A 19541-nucleotide genomic window follows, 5' to 3' on the forward strand; every position below is an offset into this window, starting at 1 on the left:
ATAGATAAAAAAACGTCAAATGATTGACGTTTTTTATTTTGGGCAAAATAAAATCAGATAGTTGAAAATAAGATTTTAACAAAAATATCTATGAAAAGTGGGTGAAAATCAATAGTTATGTACTCTAACTATAGAAAAAATGTATCAAAGTGTTTTTTGGCACGGTTATTGCTAATATATAATAGTGAAAAAAATGACAGAGGGGGTGATTACTATAGTACTTAAATTAGAATTAAGACAACACGTAGGAGCGCCTTGTAAACCGATTGTTGAAGTTGGCCAAGAAGTTAAAAAAGGTGAACTAATAGCAGTACCTCAAGGTTTAGGAGCTAATATACATTCAAGTGTTTATGGTAAAGTTGTAGAGCTTACTGAAACATCTATATTTGTAGAAGCTGATGAAAACCAACCAGAAGAATATGTAAAGATAAAAGATACTGAAACAAATCTTGAAGCTATACAAGAAGCTGGTATTGTTGGTGCTGGTGGGGCTGGATTCCCAACTCACGTTAAATTACAAGGTAAAATAGCTGGTGGTTATATAATAGCTAACGCAGCTGAATGTGAACCTGTATTAGGTCACAATGTGAAGTTTATGGAAGAAAACCCAGATGTTTTAATAAGAGGATTAAAATACATGCTTGAAATAACTGAAGCAAGTAAAGCTTATATAGCTATAAAGCCAAAGTATAAAAAGGCTATGGTTGCTTTAGGTAAGATATGTAAAGACGAACCTAATATTGAAATCAAGTATTTACCAGATATGTATCCTGCTGGAGATGAAAGAGTTATAATCAGGGAATTATTAGGGGTAGAGTTAGCACCTGGTACATTACCAAGTGAAGCTAACGCTATTATATCTAACGTTGAAACTATAAAAAATATAGTAGCAGCAATAGAAGATAGAAGACCAGTTATAACTAAAGACGTAACAGTCGGGGGAAGAGTAAAGGGTGCAGAAAATGAAGGTAAAATATTCATGGATGTACCAATAGGAATGCCTGTTAAGTACTTTATAGATAAATGTGGAGGATATGTTAAACCTTATGGGGAAATCGTTATAGGAGGACCTTTCACTGGAAGACATGGTGAAGAAGATAGTCCTGTAACTAAAACTCTAGGAGGAATATTAGTATCTATGCCATTACCGCAAGAACATAGAAAATTAGGAATAATTGCTTGTGAATGTGGTGCTCAAGAAGATAGATTAAAAGAAATCGCTTCTTTAATGGGAGCAGAGGTAGTAGCAGAAACAAAATGTAAGAGAATGACGGAAGTCAACGGAAGATTCAGATGTGACTTACCTGGTATATGCCCAGGTCAAGCTGAAAAAGTACTAAAGTTAAAAAGTCAAGGAGCTGAGGCTGTATTAATAGGGAACTGTGAGGATTGAACTAACACAGTGATGCAAGTGGCGCCTAGGTTAGGAATGCCTGTATACCATAATACAGACCATGTATTAAGAGCTTCTGGACATAAATTATATAGAAGAAAAAAATAACGCCAGGAGGTATTTGGATATGTCAATAACTGTAGAAACAGCTAAAGCTCATGCTAACGATCCAGCAGTATGCTGCTGCAGATTTGAAGCTGGGACTGTAATAGAGCCATCAAACTTAGAAGATCCTGCAATATTCGGGGATTTACAAGATTCAGGATTATTAGTTATGCCAGAGAATGGTTTAACTATAGGAGAAGTATTAGGAGCTAAGTTAACTAAAACTGTAGATGCATTAACTCCTCTTACTGCAGATGTATTAGAAGGAATAGTTGCTAAAGAAGTAGCTGAAGAAGTTAAAGAAGAAGTAGCAGTACCAGTTGCTGAAGTTGCACCTGTAAGTGCAGTAGCACCAGTTCAACCAGTAGGTGGGCAAACTATAAAAATACACATAGGTGAAGGTAGAGATATAAACTTAGAAATACCTTTATCAGTAGCAGCTCAAATGGGTGTTGCACCAGTTCAAACTGTTGAAGCAGCTCAAGTTGCAGCTCCAGTGGCTGAAGTAGCACCAGCTCAAGAAGCTAAATTAGTAAGATCATTAACTAAGAAGCATTTCAAGATAGAAAAAGTTGAATTTGCTGAAGAAACTAAGATAGAAGGAACTACTTTATATATAAGAACTCCTGAAGCGTTAACTAAAGAAGCTATAGATAGCCAAGAGTTAGTTGTAGATCTTAAGTTAGAAATAATAACTCCAGATAAGTACAACACTTACAGTGAAACTGTAATGGATATCCAACCAATAGCTACTAAAGAAGAAGGAGAATTAGGATCAGGTATAACTAGAGTTTTAGACGGAGTTATAATGATGGTTACTGGTACTGATGAAAATGGAGTTCAAATAGGTGAATTCGGTTCTTCTGAAGGTGAATTAGAAACTAACATCATGTGGGGAAGACCAGGATGTCCTGATAAAGGAGAAATCTTCATAAAGACTGAAGTTACAATAAAAGCTGGAACTAACATGGAAAGACCAGGACCACTAGCTGCTCACGTTGCAAGTGACTACATAACTCAAGAGATAAGAGAAGCTTTAAAGAAAGCTGACGAGTCTTTAGTAGTAGACACTGAAACTTTAGAGCAATACAGAAGACCAGGTAAGAAGAAAGTTGTTGTTATAAAAGAAATAATGGGTCAAGGGGCAATGCATGATAACTTAATATTACCAGTTGAGCCTGTTGGAACATTAGGAGCACAACCAAACGTTGACTTAGGAAACGTTCCAGTTGTATTATCTCCGCTTGAAGTATTAGATGGTGGTATACATGCATTAACTTGTATAGGACCTGCATCTAAAGAAATGTCTAGACATTACTTCAGAGAACCATTAGTAATAGAAGCTATGAATGATGAAGAAGTAGATTTAGTAGGTGTTATATTTGTTGGGTCTCCACAAGTAAATGCTGAGAAATTCTATGTATCTAAGAGATTAGGTATGATGGTTGAAGCTATGGACGTTGATGGTGCTATAGTAACTACTGAAGGATTCGGAAACAACCACATAGATTTCGCTTCTCACATAGAGCAAATAGGAATGAGAGATATAGCAGTAGTTGGTGTTACTTTCTCTGCTGTTCAAGGTGCGCTAGTTGTTGGTAACAAGTACATGAAGCACATGATAGATAACAATAAGTCTAAGCATGGTATAGAAAACGAAGTATTATCTAACAATACATTATCTCCAGAAGATGCTGTAAGAGCTATGGCAATGCTTAAGACTGTAATAGGTGGAGAAGAAGTTTTAGCTCCTGAAAGAAAATGGAATGCTAACGTTAAATTAAACAACGTTGAAGTTATAGAAAAAGCTACTGGTAAGAAGATAGAGTTAGAAGATAACGAACAAGTATTACCAATGAGTAAGAAGAGAAAAGAAATATACGAAAAAGACGCAAAGTAGATATTAGCTAGGCAATGGAAAGGAAGAGTAATTATGGATAGATTAAAGTATATATCAACAGAAAAAATGTATGAAGGCGTAATAGTTGAACTAACAGACGGTGGAGTGACTATTGACTTAAAAGGAAGACTAGGACAATTCAAAATACCAAAAAGAATGCTTATAACTGATTACGAATTAAAGTTAGGGCAAGAAGTAGGGTTTCTGTTAAGCTATCCAGAGGTACTTGGACCAGATCCTAATCAAAAGTATCTAGATAATATGGAAAAAGAAAAGCAAAGAAGAGAAGAAATAAGAAAAGCTAATCAAGATAGGCTTGATAAATAGAAAGGAGAGGAAACATATGAGTCTTACAACAATAAAAGGGCTTCAATCTGAAATATTTGTTCCAATAACACCTCCTCCAGTTTGGACTCCTGTAACTAAGGAATTAAAGGAAATGAGAGTTGCTTTAGCTACAGCAGCAGGTGTACATTTAAAAACTGACAAGAGATTTAACTTAGCAGGTGATACTGGATATAGAGCAATACCAAACACTGCTACAGTAGAAGAAATGATGGTATCACACGGTGGATACGATAACGGTGACGTTAACAAAGATATCAACTGTATGTTCCCAATAGATAGATTACATGAATTAGCTGAAGAAGGATTCATAAAAGAAGTAGCTCCAATGCACTTCGGATTCATGGGTGGAGGAGGAGACCAAACTGCTTTCACTGAGTTAACTGGTCCTGAAATCGCTCAAAAATTAAAAGAAGAAGATGTAGATGCTGTAGTTCTAACAGCTGGCTGAGGTACTTGCCATAGAACTGCCGTGATCGTGCAGAGAGCAATAGAAGCTGCTGGAATACCTACAATAGTTATCGCAGCTTTACCACCAGTAGTTAGACAAAACGGATCTCCTAGAGCAGTTGCTCCATTAGTTCCAATGGGTGCTAACGCTGGGGAACCACACAACAAAGAAATGCAAACAAACATATTAAAGGATACATTAAAGCAGTTAGTAGCAATACCATCTGCTGGAAAAATAGTTCCATTACCATATGAATATAAAGCTCACGTATAAGATGTAGTTTTTATATAAACAATAACACCCTTCTTCTTTACACTGTAAAGGAGAAGGGTTTATAAGAAGGTGGGAATTATGGAAGAGAGAATATTAAGAAGATTAGTTATTAAATCATTCCATATAGATGAAGTTAATGTAGAGTCAAAAACTTCAATAAAAAATAATCAACTTTCCATTGATATTTCAAGCATTAAGGAAATACAGCGTGAGCATGATGTAATATCAGATATAAAAGTAGATATTATTAAACCTGGAGATTATGATAGAGAGATAAATACTATTATGGATATTATACCAATATCTACTAAAGTATTAGGATCATTGGGAGAAGGTATAACTCATACTTTAACAGGAGTATATGTGATGTTAACAGGGGTTGATGAAGACGGTCGTCAAATGCATGAATTTGGTTCTTCGGAAGGAAATCTTAAAGATCAAATGATATTTGGAAGATTCGGAACTCCATCTATAAATGACTATATTATACATGTAGATGTTACTGTAAAAGGAGGATTACCTTATGAAAGAGAACTTCCTTATGCAGCATTTAAAGCATGTGATGAATTTATAGGTAGTATCAGAAGATGCTTGAAAGAAGAAGACGGAAGAAATGCTACCTGCGTTAGTGAATATTTTGACAAAGTTAGACCTAATGCAAAAAAAGTGGTAATAATAAAACAAATAGCAGGGCAAGGTGCAATGTATGATAATCAGTTATTCCCTACGGAGCCTAGTGGTGTAGAAGGTGGAATATCTATTATTGATATGGCAAATGTACCTATGATTATATCTCCGAATGAATATAGAGATGGTGCCCTTAGATCTATGACATAGAAGAGGTGATAGTATGGGAATAGGACCTTCAACAAAAGAAACATCCCTACATCATTTTAGAGACCCTCTTTTAGATATAGTAGGAAATGATACGGATGTAGATCTTTTAGGAATAGTTGTTGTTGGAACACCACAAGGCAATGAAGAAAAGAACTTTGTGGGAAAGAGAACAGCAGCATGGCTGGAAGCTATGAGAGCAGATGGCGTAATAGTATCTTGTGATGGCTGGGGTAACTCTCATGTAGACTATGCTAACACTATGGAGGAAATAGGTAAAAGAGGTATTCCTTCTGTAGGTGTTACATTTAATGGTACTCAAGCTAAGTTTGTTGTAACAAACAAATATATGGATACTATAGTTGATATAAATAAATCAGAAAAAGGTATTGAAACTGAAGTTGTTGGAGAAAACAATGTAAATGAAATAGATGCCAAAAAAGCACTTGCATTCTTAAAATTAAAAATGAGAAAAAACTCAAAATAAAAAGAAGAAGGGGATAATAATATGAAATTTAACAGAGGAATTCATGCTATAGACTCTCACACTATGGGAGAACCAACAAGAATAGTTACAGGTGGTATACCTAACATAAAAGGTAACACAATGGCTGAGAAAAAAGAATACTTAGAAAAAAATCTAGATCACTTAAGAACAGCTATAATGTTAGAGCCTAGAGGACACAATGACATGTTTGGTTCTATAATAACTCAACCTTGCAACCCAGATTCTGACTTCGGAATAATATTCATGGACGGTGGCGGATACCTTAACATGTGTGGGCATGGAACAATAGGTGCTGTAACTGCTGCTATAGAAACAGGAATGATAGATGCTGTAGAGCCAATAACTAACGTTGTTATGGAAGCACCAGCTGGAATAGTTAAAGCTGAAGCTTTCGTAGAAAATGGAAAGGTTAAAGAAGTATCATTTGTAAACGTACCAGCTTTCTTATATAAGAAAGATGTAGAAGTTGAGTTACCAGGTGTAGGAACTGTTAAGTTTGATATATCATTTGGAGGAAGTTTCTTTGCTATAGTTCATGCTGATCAATTAGGATTAAAGGTTAAGCCAGAAAATACTTCTAAGTTAACTGATATAGCATTAAAACTTAGAGATATAATAAATGAAACTATAGAAATACAACATCCAACATTAGCTCATATAAAAACTGTAGACCTAGTTGAAATATATGATGAGCCTACTCATCCAGAAGCTACTTACAAAAACGTAGTTATATTTGGTCAAGGTCAAGTAGATAGATCTCCTTGTGGAACAGGAACAAGTGCTAAATTAGCTACATTACATGCTAAAGGTCAATTAAAGCAAGGTGAAAAGTTTGTATACGAAAGTATATTAGGAACTTTATTCAAAGGTGAAATAGTAGGGACTGATAAGGTAGCAGAATTTGATGCTATAATACCTAAAATATCAGGAGCTGCTTATATAACAGGATTTAATCATTTTGTAATAGATCCAGAAGATCCAGTTAAATATGGATTTATACTTAAATAATTAAGCAAGTAATAAGCTTACAACAAGAATAGTAACCAGATAAGAGGTTACTATTCTTTCGGTATAATAGTAAATATATATATAAAATAAAACCATAGGAGGAATAATAATGCTAACATTATTAAGAGGAATACTAGCGGCATTTACAGCTTTTTTCGCATTTACATTTGGAAAAGACTATGTAAAAGCGTCTAAAGAAGGGAATCTAGAGGAACAAAGCGTAGTTAAAGCAGGTATAACTGGATTTGTAACTGACTTCTTTGATACATTAGGTATAGGGTCATTTGCACCAACGATAGCGATGTCTAAAGCATTAAAATTAAATATACCGGATAAGCAAATGCCTGGTACATTAAATGTATGTCATACAATACCTGTTGTTATAGAAGCATTTATATTTACAACAGTTATAGAAGTTGATTCATTAACTTTAATTGCTTTAATTGGAGCGGCAGTAATAGGTTCATATATAGGAGCCGGTATAATAGCTAAGATGGATGAAAGAGTAATACAATTAGTAATGGGAATAGCTCTTGCAATAACTGCAGTATTAATGTTTTTAGCTCATCCTGCTATAAACTTAATGCCAGGTGGAGGAGATGCTACAGGTCTTACAGGAGCATCTTTAGCAATAGGTGTAGTAGGTAACTTTATATTAGGTGCATTAATGACAGCTGGTATAGGATTATATGCTCCATGTATGGCTATGGTTTATTTCTTAGGAATGTCTCCAACAGTTGCATTCCCAATAATGATGGGATCTTGTGCGATGTTAATGCCAATAGCTTCTACTAAATTTATAAAAGAACAAGCATACTCAAAGAAAGCATCTTTGGCTATAACTATAGGTGGTACAGTGGGAGTATTTATAGCAGCATTTGGTGTAAGTAATATGCCGATGGATTTACTAAAAGCTTTAGTAGTTTTAGTTATAGCTTATACTTCATTCACAATGTTAAAATCAGTAGCAAAATCAAAGAAAGCTAATTAAGTAAAAAATAATAGAACAATTAAATAATTAAAGATAAGAACTCTTTAAGTTTTGTTATGAAAAAAACCTTTTGACGGGTATTTTAATACTAGAACTTGACGGGTTCTTTTTTATTGTTAAATTAATATAAAATAGTCATAAAACGTTGAAACTTTAATATTATTTATTAAGAAAGTAATATTTTAATAAATAACATTAAGAAGGGAGAAGTACTATTATGTTAAACTTTATAAGAGTTATATTAGCGGCATTTACATCATTCTTTGCATTTGTTCTAGGCAAGGACTTTGTAAAAGCTAAAAAAGAAGGTAACCTAGAAAATCAAAATGTACCAAAGGTATTATTTACAGGATTTATAACAGATTTTTTTGATACTCTAGGAATTGGATCATTTGCACCGACAGTAGCATTATCTAAAGCATTAAAATTAAATATATCAGATAAAAATATGCCAGGAACACTAAATGTAGCACACACTATTCCTGTAGTTTTAGAGGCATTTATATTTACAACAGTAATTGAAGTTGAGCCAATAACATTGATAAGTATGTTAGCAGCATCAGTTATAGGTTCATATATAGGAGCAGGAATAATAGCTAAAATGGATGAAAGAAAGATACAATTAGTAATGGGAGTAGCTTTAGCTATAACGGCTATATTAATGTTTTTATCACATCCAAAAATAAATCTAATGCCAGTAGGTGGTGAGGCTATAGGTCTTACAGGAATGGCTTTAATAATAGGTATAGTAGGTAACTTTATATTAGGAGCATTAATGACAGCAGGTATAGGATTATATGCTCCATGTATGGCTTTAGTATATTTACTTGGAATGTCTCCAAGAGTAGCATTCCCGATAATGATGGGGTCTTGTGCAATGTTAATGCCAGTAGCTTCTTCTAAGTTTATAAAAGAGCAAGTTTATGCTAAAAAAGCATCTGTACTTATAACAATGGCAGGTATAGTGGGTGTTTTAATAGCAGCATTTGGTGTAAGTAGCATGCCTATGGATTTATTAAAGGCATTAGTAGTAGTAGTAGTAGCGTATACTTCATTTACTATGATAAGATCAGCTAATAAATCAAAGGTAATCGAAGAAAATAAATAAATATTTGTATAACTAATAAAAAAGGTGGCCTGATGGTCGCCTTTTTAGTTGAAAAGACAATATTATTTAGTTTTTATTAAACGATTCTAAGAATTAGTAATAAAAGTCCGTCCACTTAAATATATTTATTATATAAATAAAATTAAGATGAAATATATGAATTAACAAATGTGGGGGGATAAAGTTATGGTAACAGTTAAGGATGATACTAATGTAGTGAACTTAAGAGGCGAGATAGGGGAGGAATTGGAATTAAGTCATGAGATTTTTGGAGAGAAATTTTATAATACTCATATTAAAATAAATAGATTGAGTAACTCTTATGACACATTGCCAATGACAGTATCAGAAAGACTACTTCAAGAAGTAGATTATAAAAATAATAAAATGGTTAACGTAGTAGGTCAATTAAGATCTTACAATAAAAACGTAAATAATAAAAATAGATTAGTTCTAACTGTATTTGTTAGAGAAATAAAGCCATGCGAAGAAGAGAATAAAGACCCTAATAGCATATTCTTAGATGGATATATATGTAAAACGCCTGTTTATAGAAAAACTCCTTTAGGAAGAGAAATAACAGATTTATTAATAGCAATAAACAGACCTTATAATAAGTCTGATTACATACCTTCAATAGTTTGGGGAAGAAATGCTAAATATGCTAAGAGTTTGAAGGTTGGAGATAGGATCCAAATGTGGGGAAGAGTTCAAAGTAGAGAGTATGAAAAAAAATTAGATAATGGGGAAACTCTTAAAAAAGTAGCATACGAAGTTTCTATATCAAAAATTAAAAAAATGTCGGAAAACAATATCGAGTAAAATATTAAAAATAGTTGTGATTTTGCTATTGAATAGTTGCTCTCGATTTATTATAATCTATTCTATGATGCAATTTATAAATGGAGAGAATAAAGAGGGGGAGCACTGTGAAAAGCGTATTATATCATGACTATGAACCTAATGCTGATTTGACAGACACTTCTGATGATGTAAGATGTTTTTTGGATACTATTAGATATAAGATAGGAAACAAAATATTACTTGTTGGAGAGATTGGTAACCTAGGTAAGAGATTAAGAATGCTTGGTGTAAATGTAACTATACTAGATAATAGTTCATATCACGATGTATGCTATTCTTTAATACACAATGAAAACTGTGACGTAGTTAAAGGTTGTTTAGAATATTTGCCATTTGAAGATGAATATTTTGATAAAGTAATAATATTAGATTATCTTAACCATTCTACGGATTGTACAAAGGCCTCATATGAGATTAATAGAGTATTAAAACGTAGAGGAGATTTAGTAGTAGAGGATTTAAATTTAAAGAACTTAAAAGTTAAATTAAAAAATCTAAAACATAGAATATTTGGAGATAGTGTACAGTACTTCTATCCTCAACAAATATTAAGTATATTTTCATCACTAGAATTTGAAGGAACGCTTAAAGAAGTTCAAAATGAAAGATATATTTATATAGGAAAAAGAAAGTAAATAAGCTAAAATATAATTAGATATAGAAAATAAAAAGACTAGGTTATGCCTAGTCTTTTGTTATAGAAAAATTATTATACTAGAGAGGGAAAAAATGAATATAGATTATAATTTAGTAATAGTGGTAATGCTATTCGTAATACTAATGTCAATTCAGCTTACTTTAAATAAAATATACGTGGTACTGAAAGAGATAAGAGATATATCAAAGTTTAAGAAAACTAAGGAATGATGAGTATGATAAGTTTAGAACATATACAATCTGATATACAAAATATAGCAGAAGCTATAGTAGCTGTTTTGGGAATAGATGTAACAATAGTAGATCAAAACCTAGTTAGGATAGCAGGAACAGGTATATATATAGAACAAATAGGTAATAGAGTAGAAGGGTATTCAGCCTTTAAAAAATCTTTAATGGAGCAAGTTTCAATTGTTATTGAAGATCCAAGTTGTAATGAAATATGCAAAGAATGTTATCACAATACTCATTGTAGAGAATATGCTGAAGTATGCTGTCCAATAGTAAGTGATGATATATCTTACGGTGTAATAGGACTAGTAGCTTTCACAGATGAACAGGCTAAAATTATAAAAAACAATAAAGAGAGCTTAATGAACTTCTTAGGTAAAATGGCTGACTTAATTTCTAATAAGCTAAAAGCTCAAATCAAAGCATATGAGCTAGAGGTAGAAAAAAAGAAGCTAGAGACATTAGTTAATAGTATGGATAGAGCTATAGTATCTATTGATGTAAACGGAAAGATTGATAAGTATAGCTATAAGTTTAAAGAAATATTTAATTTACAAGGCGATATTGATAACTCCAATATATTTGAAAAATTACCATTTATTAATATGCCTTTTATTAATATTAAAGAAGAGAAGTCTTTTACTTTCTCTTACACAAGAGATAATCTTGAATTAAAGGGTATCTATAATATAAATAAAATCGAACTTAAAAATGAACTTAAGGGATATGTTATAGATTTTATTGATAAAAAGGATACTATAAAAAACTATAATAAAATGAATAAGGAATATAACATTACTCTTCAAAATATAGTAGGAGAAAGTCAGCCAATAAGTGAAACAAAAAAAGAAGCATTCATAGCAGCTAAATCAAATTCTACAGTATTAATTACAGGAGAAAGTGGAACAGGTAAAGAATTATTCGCGAGAGCAATACATAATCATAGTACTAGATCTGATAATCCATTTGTAGCAGTTAACTGCGCTGCAATACCAGATAACTTACTAGAAAGTGAACTTTTTGGATATGAAGAAGGTGCATTCACAGGGGCTAAAAAAGGTGGCAAATTAGGTAAATTTGAATTGGCTCATAAAGGAACTATTTTCTTAGATGAAATAGGAGATATGAGTTTACATTTACAAGCTAAGTTATTAAGAGTATTGCAAGAAAGAGAGTTAGACAAAATAGGTGGAAAAGCTAATGTACTTATAGATGTAAGAATAATTACGGCGACTAACAAAGACTTAGAGCAAATGGTTCAAAAAGGTACCTTTAGAGAAGACTTATATTATAGATTAAATGTAATACCGATAAATCTACCTAGTCTTAGAGAGCGAAAGGATGATATTCCTAAGCTTATAGATTATATGATTGAGGAATACTCAAGGAAGCTTAATAAACATGTTTATGGAGTCAATAAAGAGGTTTTAGAGGCAATGATAAATTATAGGTGGCCAGGTAATATTAGAGAACTTCAAAATATTATAGAGTATTGTATAAATATGTCCACAACAGAGTACATAACATTAGATGTACTGCCTAGAAAAATAAAAAGTAATGTAGATTATGATGAAGTAAAAGTTATAGATAATAATGTAAGTACCCTAGATGAGTTAGAAAAAAATGAAATAATTAAGGCACTTAATAAATATAAAGATTATAAAAAAGATAAAGAATTAGCAGCAAAGGCTTTAGGTATATCGAGGGCTACGTTGTATAGAAAGTTAGAAAAATATAATATATTAATAAAATAGTCTCAAAATGATACGAAGTCTCATTATGAGACTGTTTTTTGTGTATATTGAGACAGTGATTTGATTTTATAAATAATATTTTAGAATATATAGTTTAGAAATAAAAAAAAATTTCAATAAAACCCAGCATTAATCAACATTTGAAATGGTTAGAAAAATAATAATAATAAAACTGAAAAAGTTGGCATGTATTTTGCTTTTAATAATAGCATAAGCAAATTTTAGGAGGTTTTATTATGAGAGATTTAAGAGAACAATTAGTTAATATATTAAAAGCTGAAGTTAAACCAGCATTAGGATGTACAGAGCCAGTAGCATTAGCATTAGCATGTGCAAAGGCAAAAGAATTATTAGGAGAAGAAATAGTTAAAAATACAATATTAGTAAGTCCAAATGTTTATAAAAATGGTATGTGCGTTGGAATACCAGGTACAGATAGATTAGGAATGAAAGTTGCAGCAGCAATGGGATTTGTTGGTGGTCATTCTGAAAACGGTTTAAGAGTTTTAGAAACTTTAGATGAAGCACAAGTTAGAGTAGCAGAAGAATACATGGATAATAATCCAATAAGTATATCACCAGCTGATACTAAGGAAAAAGTTTATATAGAAGTAGTTTTAGAAGGAGCTAACCACAAAGTAAAGGTTGCTATAAGAACTAAACATGATAACTTCGTATATTTAGAAAAAGATGGAGAAATATTATTAAATGAAGAAGTTCAAGTAGAGGCTACTCAAGCTCAACCAGTACAAGAAAATGTAATGGATACTATAACTATAAAAGAATTAGTAGAAAACGTAGAAAAAATAGAACTTAAAGATATAGAATTCTTATTAGAAGGAATAGCTATGAATGAAGAAATGGCTAACTATGGTCTTAACCAAAAGACTGGAATAGGTGTTGGTTATGGTATAAAAAAATCAATGGAAGATGGTATTTTAGGTAATGATTTAATGAACCAAGCTATGATGATGACTGCAGCTGCTTCAGATGCTAGAATGGCAGGCGTTAAATTACCAGTTATGAGTTCAAACGGTAGTGGAAACCACGGATTAACAGCTATACTTCCAATAGTTGCTTACAACAAGAAGTTCCCACAAAGCGATGAAAAATTAGCAAAAGCTTTAGCTATATCTCACTTAGTAACTGCTTATGTTAAAAATTACACTGGAAGATTATCTGCAGTATGTGGATGTGGAGTAGCTGCATCAACAGGAGCAACTGCTGGTATATCTTGGTTAATGAGTGGAGATATAAGACAAATAGAAGGTGCAATAGAAAACATGGTTGCAAACTTAAGTGGTATGATATGTGACGGTGCAAAAGCTGGTTGTGCATTAAAATTAGCTTCAGCTGCATCTGCTGCAGTACAAAGTGCAATAATAGCTAAACATGAGTGTTTTGTACCTCCAATGAATGGTATAGTTGGTGCTAAAGTTGAACAAAGTATTCAAAACCTAGGAAGAGTAAGTGACAAAGGTATGTCAGTTACAGATGAGGTTATAATAAACGTAATGGATGATATGAATAAGGTTGATTAATTAGATTGCTAATTTAAACCATTAATCTTGCAAAAGAAGTTAATCTCTTATAAAATGAATAATATCATCATTATATTTGGAGGTTGTACTATGAACATAGAAACTAAAAAGTGGGAAGTATTATGCTCTGAAGAGCAAATATCTCAAAGATTAAAAGAATTAGGTGCACAATTATCAGAAGACTATAAGGATAAGAACCTTTTAGTAGTATCTTTATTAAAAGGAAGCTTTATATTCTGTGCTGACTTAGTTAGAAACATAACTGTTCCTGTTAAGATAGAATTCATGACTACTTCAAGTTATGGACACGGAGAAGAAAGTACCGGGAAGATAAATGTAGTAGCAGATATAAATGCTGACTTAGAAGGATACGATGTGTTAATAGTAGATGACATAACTGATACGGCTCTTACTATGAACCATGTTATGAATCACTTAAGAGGAAAAAATCCTTCTAGCATAAAGTGTTGTGTATTACTTGATAAGCCAAGTAGAAGAAAAGTAGAATTAGTTCCAGATTACTGTGGATTTGAAATAGAAGATAAATTCGTTGTTGGATATGGGTTAAACTTCGGAGATTACTATAGAAACATACCATACGTATTCAACGTAACAAACGAAGATAGATAATAAATAAGAGGACTCTGTGGCTCCAAGATTTGTGAGTAATCGGCGCTCCGGTGTGAATATCTAATTTCTGCTCCATGCAGGCATAAGGCCGCCTACAAATGGAGTCTTAAATTAGATATTCACACCTTCGCTGGATTACTCTCAAATCTTTACGCCGGTTGAGTTCTCTTATTTATTTGGAGGAAAAGATATACACATAAGAACAGAATTTATTGTTAAGAAGTGGATAAGTTATATAAGAAAATCATTCGAGGAGGTAAGAACATGGGGATAAAAATGATACATCATGTTTGTATACAGACGGAGAAGTATAGTGAGTCTTTGGATTTTTATACTAGAATTTTAGGATTTGAGGTTGTTAATGAAACTGCTGGTTTTCATGGCAGGGATTTTAATACTTGGCTTAGGTTAGGTAGTTTTATGATTGAGTTACAGACACCTAAGAAGGATGATAAGTTTAATAAGTGGAGTAATTTAAATTCTGGTCCTGTTCATATGGGATTTTTAGTGGATAATGTTGAAGAGGAGTATGATAGAATAGTTGCTCTTGGGTATAATGATTTTAAATTAAAAAATGGTAAGGTTGTTTATGAAGTAGAAGGAGAGAGCTTGTTTAAGATTAAGGCTCCTGAAGGTACTGAGATAGAGATTAGAGATACGGATATATAAAAGGGTTGGATAGACAAGTATCAAAAAATGTAGATTAGTAATATGATAATAGTAGAGTAACTATTATGTTTAAGGGGGAAATGAGTTTGAGAAATTTTAATGAAGAATATTCTTTAGTTAGATTTTTACATGCTGTTCCTAATGGGGAGACTGTTGATGTTTATGTAAATGGAGTTCCTTTTTTTAATGAATTAGATTTTACTAAATTTACACCATATGTGTATATGCCTAAATGGACATATATTGTCGAAGTATATTCTGAAGATACTGTAGAAAATCCTTTGGTTAAGCAAGAGATAGACATAAAAAATGATGAACTGTTAACGATAGCTATTATTGTTGATGACGGTAAAGTAAAATTATTACCTATAAAGGAAGATAAAAAACTTGCTCCTGGAAAACAATCTAAGATAAGATTTGTCCATTTAGTTCCTAATGGAAGAGATGTTAATATTACGCTAGGTGGAAAGAAAGTTTTTGAAAACGTTAAGTATATGGATGCAACTAAATATGAATTATTAGATCCGGGAGAATATGATTTAGCCATAGAAGTGTCAATAAATAATGATATTATTGATAGTTCGCAAATAAAAATTAATCCAAACAGAATATATACATTCTATGCAATAGGAGAAGCACCAAACTTCGAAGTACTCCAATCTTTAGATGGAGCTACTTTCCTAATCTAATAAAAATAAAGCTATCTCTAGTTTAGAACTTCAGCTGTAGTCCAGCTGAAGCTCTAAACAGAGATAGCTTTTTTATTAGATTAAAGGAAATAGATTAATCTAAGTCCCTTAATCCATCCATTAGTTTTGTTTTGTCAGCTGTTTTATCATCTTTCATTTTTATTACTTTGGCAGGAGAGCCGGCAACCACAGCACCAGCTGGAACGTCTTTTGTTACAATAGCTCCAGCACCTACCACAGCACCTTTTCCTACTTTAACACCTTCTAAAATAACAGCATTTGCACCTATCATAACATCATCTTCTATTATTACAGGAGTAGCAGAAGGTGGCTCTAAAACACCTGCAACTACGGCGCCAGCTCCTAGATGAACATTTTTACCTATCATTCCTCTAGCGCCTATAACAGCATTCATATCGATCATAGAGTTATCGCCAACAACAGCGCCTATGTTAATAACAGCACCCATCATTATTACAGTATTATGACCTAATGTTACCATGTCTCTTATTATAGCACCTGGCTCTATTCTTGAGTGCTCGTGTAGATAGTTGTATAAAGGAATAGCTGAGTTTCTTCTATCATACTCAATGTGAATTTCTTCAATATGACTTTTTCTAGATTCTAATTCTTTCATTATTACTTCATAATCACCTATAAGAGTGTATGAACCATTTCCTCCAAAAACCTTAAAGCTTTCATTTCTTTTAAAGTTTACGAAAGTACCATTTACATAGACCTTAACGGGTGTAGCTTTCTTAGATTCCTTTATGAATTTTGCAATTTCATAAGCATCATTTAAATTTATCATGTGTGTATCCCCCTTTTGATTAGCTTAATTTATTTAACTTAACATGTTATCCATATTGTAGTATCCTGCTTCTTGGTTAACTAGATACTTAGCAGCTGTAATAGCACCTTTAGCAAAGATATCTTTAGATTGAGCTATATGTTTTAATTCAACTACTTCATCATGACCAGCAAATAAAACATCATGCTCACCAACAATTGTTCCACCTCTTATAGCGTGGATTCCAACTTCATTTTCTTTTCTTTTAGCTTCACGACCATAACGACCGTAGTTATTTTCTACATTAGGTAATACTTCTTTTATTGCATTTGCAATCATAATAGCAGTACCACTTGGAGCATCTACTTTTTTGTTATGATGTTTTTCTATTACTTCAATATCAAAATCATTTAATACTTTTGTAGCTTCTTTAACTAATTTTAATAATACGTTTACTCCTAAAGAGTAATTATAAGAATGGAATATAGGTATTACTTTAGAAGCCTCATATATTTTATTTAATTCATCATCGTTGTATCCAGTAGTAGCTATTACTAATGGTGTTTTGCTATTTAGTGCATAAGTTAATACATCATCTAATGCACTATGATGAGAAAAATCTATTATCACATGAGCAGACTCTTGAATATCTATCATTTTTTCATATACTTTAAAATTACTTTCACTTAGAGGTGGTTGAGAAACACCACAAACTAACTCTAAATTTTTATCCTCTTGAACGCATCTAGTTAAAACAGTTCCCATTTTACCTAAGCATCCACTAATTATTACTTTTAGCATATTCTCCCCCTAATTCAAATCCAAAGTTAATTAATTCTTGTCTTAGTTTATTAAGATTACTTTCACTCATTTCAGCTAAAGGAAGTCTTAATTTACCAACTTCAAATCCTAATAAATTCATAGCGGTTTTTACAGGTATAGGATTTACTTCAATAAATAAAGCATCTATTAATGGTTTCATACCAAGTTGAAGTTTTTTAGCACCTTCTAAATCGCCTTCTAAAAACTTGTAAACTAAATCATGAGTTTCTTTTGGACAGATATTTCCAAGTACGGAGATAACTCCACTGCCACCAACAGATAGTAATTGAAGTATAGAATCATCATTACCTGAGTATATAGCAAAATCATCTGATACTAATCGTGAAACTTCAGCAACTTGAGCTAAATCTCCGCTAGCTTCTTTAACAGCAACTATATTATCTATTTTAGCAAGTTCAGCAACTAAGCTCGGTTTTAAGTTTACACAAGTTCTTCCAGGTACGTTGTACATTATTATTGGAAGAGAAACACTCTTAGCTATTGTTTCAAAATGAAGTTTAAGACCTTTTTCGTTAGCCTTATTATAGTAAGGTGTAATAATTAAAAGCCCATCAACGCCTAGTCTCTCAGCTTCTTGGCTTAAATGAACTGAGTGCATAGTATTGTTAGAACCAGTACCTGCAATAACAGGAATTCTTTTATTAACTTTTTCAACCACATATTTTATTACAGCAAATTGTTCTGCATCGCTCATAGTTGTAGCCTCACCTGTAGTACCACAAACTATTAAAGCGTCAGTATGGTTAGCAATATGATATTCTACTAATTTACCTAATGTTTCAAAATCAATACCAGTTTCAGTGAATGGTGTAACCAAAGCAACTCCAGAACCTTTAAATAACATGTAATCAATCCCCTTTACATTAAAAAATTTATATCCATGTAATCTTATTTTATGTTTTTTATCTAATAGAGTGTCTTAAATTAAACTAATTTATAAGTTAACAATAATTCAGCTATTTGAACGGCATTAGTTGCGGCCCCTTTTCTAATATTGTCAGCAACTACCCATAAGTTAACTCCGTTATCAACACTAAAATCTCTTCTTATTCTTCCAACGAAAACATCGTCTTTATCATTAAATTCTACCGCTGTAGGATATTCATTGATAGATGGATTATCATATACAACGATACCTGGCGCATTATTTAAAGTTGAAACTAAATCACTTAATTCATATGAATTTTCAAATTCAACGTTAATAGATTCACTGTGGCCGTTTTTTACAGGTACTCTTACAGTAGTAGCAGTAACTTTTAAGTTATAGTCATCTAATATTTTCATAGTTTCATTTATCATTTTTAGTTCTTCTTTTGTATAACCATTATCAGTGAAAGTATCTATGTGTGGAAGGCAATTATAAGCTATAGGATGAGGATAGAAAGAATTTTGTTCCCCATTTATACCTTTTTCTAAATCTTGAATTCCCCTAACTCCAGATCCAGACACAGCTTGATAAGTAGAATATATTATTCTTTTTATTTTGTATTTATCATTAAGTGGCTTAAGAGGTACCATAGCTTGAATAGTAGAGCAATTTGGATTAGCTATTATACCATTATGATTTTTCACAACCTCAGGATTAACTTCAGGAACTACTAAAGGAACATTTGGATCCATTCTCCAGTGGCTAGAGTTATCCACGACAATAACTCCCTTAGAAGCAGCTATTGGAGCGTAAACTTTACTTATTTCTCCACCTGCTGAGAAAAGTGCAATTTGTATATCTCTATCAAAAACCTCTTCTTTTAGTTCTTCAACTATATAATCTCTTCCTGCAAAAGAAACAGTAGAACCTGCAGACTTAGAAGAAGAGAATAAGTATAAATTTTCTATTGGAAAGTTTCTTTCTTCTAAAACTTTTAAAAAAGTTCTTCCTACCATGCCAGTAGCACCAACTATAGCAACATTTACTTTTTTCATTAAAATCACCCCAATTTATAAAATATTAACCCCT

Annotated in this window: 21 protein-coding genes; 17 read left to right on the forward strand and 4 right to left on the reverse strand. The window is 32.2% G+C overall.

Annotated features, from left to right (window positions below; translation table 11 throughout):
- Positions 1 to 214 precede the first annotated feature (214 nt).
- From prdC to ACI48P_RS14335, 17 genes are all read left to right on the forward strand, one after another.
- The gene (gene prdC, locus ACI48P_RS14255; RefSeq protein WP_475217335.1) at positions 215 to 1501 is read left to right on the forward strand and encodes a proline reductase-associated electron transfer protein PrdC; all 1287 of its coding nucleotides are present in this window, start codon (positions 215 to 217) and stop codon (positions 1499 to 1501) included.
- A 19-nt stretch (positions 1502 to 1520) separates the two neighbouring features.
- Positions 1521 to 3398 (forward strand): D-proline reductase (dithiol) proprotein PrdA, encoded by a 1878-nt coding sequence (gene prdA / locus ACI48P_RS14260; protein WP_475216821.1) that lies wholly within the window; start codon positions 1521 to 1523, stop codon positions 3396 to 3398.
- A 33-nt stretch (positions 3399 to 3431) separates the two neighbouring features.
- Positions 3432 to 3725, forward strand: coding sequence for a CBO2463/CBO2479 domain-containing protein (locus ACI48P_RS14265; protein ID WP_475216823.1), 294 nt, complete (start codon positions 3432 to 3434; stop codon positions 3723 to 3725).
- A gap of 16 nt (positions 3726 to 3741) precedes the next feature.
- Positions 3742 to 4467: a D-proline reductase (dithiol) protein PrdB gene (prdB, locus tag ACI48P_RS14270; RefSeq protein ID WP_475216825.1), complete on the forward strand. Its 726-nt coding sequence runs from the start codon at positions 3742 to 3744 to the stop codon at positions 4465 to 4467.
- Between the two features lie 78 nt (positions 4468 to 4545).
- A complete protein-coding gene (gene prdD, locus ACI48P_RS14275) occupies positions 4546 to 5304 on the forward strand; it encodes a proline reductase cluster protein PrdD (protein ID WP_475216827.1) in 759 nt (252 codons plus the stop codon).
- A gap of 13 nt (positions 5305 to 5317) precedes the next feature.
- A complete protein-coding gene (locus ACI48P_RS14280) occupies positions 5318 to 5788 on the forward strand; it encodes a glycine/sarcosine/betaine reductase component B subunit (protein WP_475216829.1) in 471 nt (156 codons plus the stop codon).
- Between the two features lie 21 nt (positions 5789 to 5809).
- Positions 5810 to 6817 (forward strand): proline racemase, encoded by a 1008-nt coding sequence (locus ACI48P_RS14285; RefSeq protein WP_475216831.1) that lies wholly within the window; start codon positions 5810 to 5812, stop codon positions 6815 to 6817.
- Between the two features lie 109 nt (positions 6818 to 6926).
- The gene (locus ACI48P_RS14290) at positions 6927 to 7808 is read left to right on the forward strand and encodes a sulfite exporter TauE/SafE family protein (protein WP_475216833.1); all 882 of its coding nucleotides are present in this window, start codon (positions 6927 to 6929) and stop codon (positions 7806 to 7808) included.
- Positions 7809 to 8025: 217 nt separating this feature from the next.
- Entirely contained in the window at positions 8026 to 8916 is an 891-nt protein-coding gene (locus ACI48P_RS14295; RefSeq protein ID WP_475216835.1) for a sulfite exporter TauE/SafE family protein, read from the forward strand.
- 186 nt (positions 8917 to 9102) lie between these two features.
- On the forward strand, positions 9103 to 9738 hold the full coding sequence (locus ACI48P_RS14300) for a single-stranded DNA-binding protein (protein WP_475216837.1): 636 nt from the start codon (positions 9103 to 9105) through the stop codon (positions 9736 to 9738).
- A 107-nt stretch (positions 9739 to 9845) separates the two neighbouring features.
- Positions 9846 to 10415 carry a class I SAM-dependent methyltransferase gene (locus ACI48P_RS14305; protein WP_475216839.1) on the forward strand — a complete coding sequence of 190 codons (570 nt, stop codon included), beginning with the start codon at positions 9846 to 9848 and terminating at the stop codon, positions 10413 to 10415.
- A gap of 94 nt (positions 10416 to 10509) precedes the next feature.
- Positions 10510 to 10647: a hypothetical protein gene (locus ACI48P_RS14310; protein ID WP_475216841.1), complete on the forward strand. Its 138-nt coding sequence runs from the start codon at positions 10510 to 10512 to the stop codon at positions 10645 to 10647.
- Entirely contained in the window at positions 10644 to 12422 is a 1779-nt protein-coding gene (locus tag ACI48P_RS14315) for a sigma-54 interaction domain-containing protein (protein ID WP_475216843.1), read from the forward strand. Before ACI48P_RS14310 ends, ACI48P_RS14315 begins: the two co-directional genes overlap by 4 nt.
- A 236-nt stretch (positions 12423 to 12658) precedes the next feature.
- Entirely contained in the window at positions 12659 to 13963 is a 1305-nt protein-coding gene (locus ACI48P_RS14320) for an L-cysteine desulfidase family protein (RefSeq protein WP_475216846.1), read from the forward strand.
- Between the two features lie 90 nt (positions 13964 to 14053).
- Complete coding sequence (gene hpt / locus ACI48P_RS14325) at positions 14054 to 14593, forward strand: hypoxanthine phosphoribosyltransferase (RefSeq protein ID WP_475216850.1); 540 nt, start codon at positions 14054 to 14056, stop codon at positions 14591 to 14593.
- 264 nt (positions 14594 to 14857) lie between these two features.
- On the forward strand, positions 14858 to 15262 hold the full coding sequence (locus ACI48P_RS14330; RefSeq protein ID WP_475216854.1) for a VOC family protein: 405 nt from the start codon (positions 14858 to 14860) through the stop codon (positions 15260 to 15262).
- Between the two features lie 86 nt (positions 15263 to 15348).
- Positions 15349 to 15951: a DUF4397 domain-containing protein gene (locus ACI48P_RS14335; protein ID WP_475216856.1), complete on the forward strand. Its 603-nt coding sequence runs from the start codon at positions 15349 to 15351 to the stop codon at positions 15949 to 15951.
- 94 nt (positions 15952 to 16045) lie between these two features.
- On the opposite strand, the gene dapD is transcribed toward ACI48P_RS14335, so the two are convergent.
- The 4 genes from dapD to ACI48P_RS14355 form a co-directional block, all read right to left on the reverse strand.
- Positions 16046 to 16762: a 2,3,4,5-tetrahydropyridine-2,6-dicarboxylate N-acetyltransferase gene (gene dapD, locus ACI48P_RS14340; protein WP_475216859.1), complete on the reverse strand. Its 717-nt coding sequence runs from the start codon at positions 16760 to 16762 to the stop codon at positions 16046 to 16048.
- 33 nt (positions 16763 to 16795) lie between these two features.
- Positions 16796 to 17542, reverse strand: coding sequence for a 4-hydroxy-tetrahydrodipicolinate reductase (gene dapB / locus ACI48P_RS14345; protein WP_475216861.1), 747 nt, complete (start codon positions 17540 to 17542; stop codon positions 16796 to 16798).
- Complete coding sequence (gene dapA, locus ACI48P_RS14350) at positions 17523 to 18428, reverse strand: 4-hydroxy-tetrahydrodipicolinate synthase (RefSeq protein WP_475216863.1); 906 nt, start codon at positions 18426 to 18428, stop codon at positions 17523 to 17525. Before dapA ends, dapB begins: the two co-directional genes overlap by 20 nt.
- 80 nt (positions 18429 to 18508) lie before the next feature.
- Complete coding sequence (locus ACI48P_RS14355) at positions 18509 to 19507, reverse strand: aspartate-semialdehyde dehydrogenase (RefSeq protein ID WP_475216865.1); 999 nt, start codon at positions 19505 to 19507, stop codon at positions 18509 to 18511.
- Between the last annotated feature and the right edge of the window lie 34 nt (positions 19508 to 19541).

Source organism: Romboutsia sp. LXY-2 (assembly GCF_056171995.1).